The organism is Hydrogenophaga laconesensis, from assembly GCF_031457235.1.
GTDB lineage: Bacteria > Pseudomonadota > Gammaproteobacteria > Burkholderiales > Burkholderiaceae_C > Hydrogenophaga > Hydrogenophaga laconesensis.
In genome coordinates this window covers 1-3499 of sequence record NZ_JAVDWE010000040.1, presented here as the reverse complement: position 1 = coordinate 3499, position 3499 = coordinate 1, and the positions used below count along the sequence as shown (strand labels likewise).

Genomic DNA, 3499 nt, shown 5'->3' with positions numbered 1-3499 from the left:
GTAAGCGGCCGGCCATCCCACCTTGGCTAGGCATCGGTGTGGGATGCCGCTAGATTGGCTATCGGAGGTTCAGGATGCGCCGGGCACCGCTGAGCACTATCAGCGCAATGACTGCGCCAATCACGAGGTCAGGGTACGAGGAGCCCGTCCAAGCGACCAAAACACCAGCGACTATCACCCCCGCGTTTGCGATCACATCATTCGCAGAAAAAATGTAGCTTGCCGTCATGTGGGCGCCCCGATCCCGCTTCTTGGCGATCAGCACCAGGCAGGTGACGTTGGCGATCAATGCGACCAGCCCGATACTCATCATGAGCATGGACGCCGGCTCACTTCCCACAACTGCCCGCCGAACGACCTCCAAAAGCGCGCCAAGCGCAAGCACGACTTGCAACCAACCAGCGATGTGCGCTGCCTTCATCTTCAAGGCGGCGGCGCGGCCCACCGCATAGAGCGCCAGTCCGTAGACCGCCGCATCGGCGAACATGTCAAGCGAGTCCGCTATGAGACCTGTGGACTGGGCGATCAGGCCAACGATCAACTCAAAGACAAACATCGCACCGTTGATAGCGAGCAGCAGCTTTAAGGTCCGAGCCTCAGAGGCATTCCCCTCTGCGTCTGGGGCCGTAGACTCGTCGCTTTGCACGCTGTCCAACACTTGCGCGCCGAGGTTGAGAGGGATGAGACGGCCCAGCAGCTCTTGCGTACTTCCCCCATGCTGCACGGTGAGTACACGGTCCTTCAGATCGAAGTCCAGTGCCGCAACAGCCGACGCATCGGCCAGCGCCATCCGAATGAGATTCTCCTCCGACGGGCAATCCATCTTCGGCACGGAGAAACGCGTCTTCCACTGCCCGCCTTCGGTGCGCCTCTCGCTTGTCAGCAGAACCGCACCCAAGTTCAGGGGCGTCAGCTTCTGGGCGATCCTGGCGGGCTCGCCCGAGTGCACCACCCGGAGCTGCCGATGGGCCAGATCGAAGGTCATCGGCCCAACCCCGGTCAGACCACCCAGCGCCATGCGAATGAGGTTCTCCTCGGAGGGGCAGTCCATTCCCGGAACTGAAAATGTGCTCTCCACGGAAGCAATGGCGCTTGGGGCCTCGTCGACCGTCTGCGAATTGCAACTGCTCGAGCAGCTACTGCTTTGACATGTACTCATGTCCCGTATTAGAAACCCTCAAGTAGCTGTAGAGTCAAGCGGTAGGTAGGCAAATATGAAAATCGGTGAACTATCGTCATTGGCAGGGTGCTCCGTTCCCGCGGTGCGCTTTTATGAAGCAGAGGGCCTTCTGCAGGCGCCCCTGCGGGCCGCCAACAACTATCGGCAATATGGCCAACAGCATGTCGACAGGTTGGCCTTCATCGTTCGGTGCCGCTCGCTGGACATGTCGCACGACGATATCCGGGCTCTGCTGCAGTTGCAGGACGACCCCGCCATGTCCTGCGACGAGGTCAATGCCTTGCTAGACGATCAAATGCGCTTGGTAGAGCAGCGAATCGCCGAGTTGCAGGCGCTGCGCAAGCAACTGCGTGCCATCCGCAGTACCTGTGCGGGAGGGGTATGCGTTGGCGATTGCGGTGCACTTGAATCGCTGCGCAGCGCCACTGGGGCAAGCTGGCCAACCGTTCGCTGAGCGGAGCCTCAAATAACGACATTCAGCTCGGTGCGAACCAACGATGCGGTAGCAACTCGTGAACCAGGCTAACCCGTTGCGTCGGCAAGCGAGCCAAAACGTCCTTGAGATACGCATAGGGATCATGCCCATTGAGTCGTGCTGACTGGATGAGCGTCATGACGGCTGCTGCCCTCTGACCAGCTCGTAGGCTGCCCGCAAAGAGCCAGTTGTTGCGGCCAATGGCAATCGGCCGAATCTGGTTCTCGATCCAGTTGTTGTCCACGGGCAGCTGTCCGTCATCGACGAACCGGGTCAAAGCCTCCCAGCGCCGCAAGCTGTAGTCCAGCGCTTTGGCGCTTGCCGAGCCTTCCGGCACCTTCTGGCGTTGCAGCACCATCCACTGGTGCAAGGCATCAAGCAGCGGCTTCGTTTGTTGTTGCCGGATGGTTTGGCGCTGATCGGTCGCAATCTCCTTGACCTCACGCTCGATCTCGTAGACCCGCGCGAACTGCTGCAGCGCGACCTCGGCGATCTGGCTTTGGTTCGCCGCGTGCAAATCGAAGAACTTGCGCCGCGCGTGCGCCAGGCAGCCGACCTCGGTCACACCACTTGCGATCAAGGCCTTGTAGCCGCTGAAGTCGTCACAGGTGAGGCTGCCTCTCCAGTCGCCCAGGAAGCGCCGGGCGTGTTCGCCCGAGCGCGATTCGCAGAAGTCGTAGACGACCGCCTTGATGTTCTCGAAGGCGCCCGTGGCATAGGCCCATAGGTACGCCCGGTGCGCCTTGCCGTTGCCCGGCTTGAGCATGGACACCGGCGTCTCGTCGGCATGCAGCACGCGGCGCTGCAGCAGCTCTGTCCTCATGGCGTCAACCAGTGGCTGCAACTGCACGCCACACGAGCCCACCCATTGCGCCAGCGTGGAGCGGGGGATGGCTAGGCCGGCGCGGCCGAAGATCGCTTCCTGGCGGTACAGCGGCAGGTGGTCGGCGTACTTGGCCACCAGCACTTGCGCCAGTAGCCCAGTGGTAGGGATGCCTTTGTCGATGATGTGAGGATCGACAGGCACCTGGTGAATCGTCTCGCACTGGGCACAGGCCCACTTGCCCCGGATGTGGCGCTCCACCGTGAACACGCCGGGCGCGTAGTCCAGCTTCTCGGCCACGTCCTCGCCGATGCGCTTCATCTGGCAACCGCAGGCGCAGGTGGTGGACTCGGGCTCGTGGCGGATCTCGCGCCGCGACAGGTTGGCCGGCAGGGGTGCGCGTTTGGGGACTTGCTTGTCTTGGCGGCCTGCCACTGGCGGCGTGGCCTGCTCGATCTCATCGGCCACCGCCTGCAGGTCCTCATCCAGCGATTCATCGAGCAGGCTCTTCTGCTCGGCGCTGAAGCGCTCCGACTGTGCGGCGAACTTCATGCGCTTGAGCAGTGCGTTCTCGTGCGTGAGCTTGTCGATCTGCGCCTGCTTGAAGACCGCCTCTTGGCCCTGGCGTGCGATCACGCCGTCTCGCTCGGCCAGCTCACCCATCAACGACAGCAGGGCCGCTCGCATCTGCTGCGGCTCCAGGGTGTCAAGGTGGTCTGCGGTGATCACGGGAGAAGATGATGCGGCTAACATCACATTCGCGCATCGGTGCAAGCGCTGATTGCCTGGCCAACGACCGGAGCACTCAAAGTACAGTGATGACTCCAGCCTCGCCGACGTTCTTCCAGGGCAGGCCCAGCACGAGCGCATCGAACTGCGTTCGGCTGAGTGTGGCGGTGGTGGCGGCATCGCGCGGCCAGACGAACTTGCCGCTATTCAGGCGCCGGGCCGCCAGCCAGACACCGATGCCGTCGTGCACCAGCACCTTCATGCGGTTGGCTCGTCGATTGGCGAACAGATA

Annotated in this window: 4 protein-coding genes; 1 reads left to right on the top strand and 3 read right to left on the bottom strand. The window is 62.2% G+C overall.

What is annotated here, in order from left to right; translation table 11 throughout:
• Positions 1–58: 58 nt before the first annotated feature.
• Positions 59–1078: a cation efflux transmembrane domain-containing protein gene (locus tag J2X09_RS26900; RefSeq protein WP_199797940.1), complete on the bottom strand. Its 1020-nt coding sequence runs from the start codon at positions 1076–1078 to the stop codon at positions 59–61.
• Positions 1079–1214: 136 nt separating this feature from the next.
• On the opposite strand from J2X09_RS26900, the gene cadR reads away from it, so the two are divergent.
• Positions 1215–1634: a Cd(II)/Pb(II)-responsive transcriptional regulator gene (gene cadR, locus J2X09_RS26895; RefSeq protein ID WP_010791743.1), complete on the top strand. Its 420-nt coding sequence runs from the start codon at positions 1215–1217 to the stop codon at positions 1632–1634.
• A gap of 22 nt (positions 1635–1656) precedes the next feature.
• Here cadR and tnpC read toward each other — a convergent pair whose 3' ends face one another.
• Together tnpC and tnpB are read right to left on the bottom strand one after the other, a co-directional pair.
• Entirely contained in the window at positions 1657–3207 is a 1551-nt protein-coding gene (tnpC, locus tag J2X09_RS26890; protein WP_031757192.1) for an IS66 family transposase, read from the bottom strand.
• Positions 3208–3283: 76 nt separating this feature from the next.
• A partial coding sequence (gene tnpB, locus J2X09_RS26885) for an IS66 family insertion sequence element accessory protein TnpB (protein ID WP_204735962.1) occupies positions 3284–3499 on the bottom strand: 216 nt, incomplete at its 5' end.

What these genes read in the sequence shown, in the direction of transcription:
- cadR (WP_010791743.1), top strand. Translation starts at nt 1,215, where the DNA reads ATGAAAATCGGTGAACTATCGTCATTGGCAGGGTGCTCCGTTCCCGCG.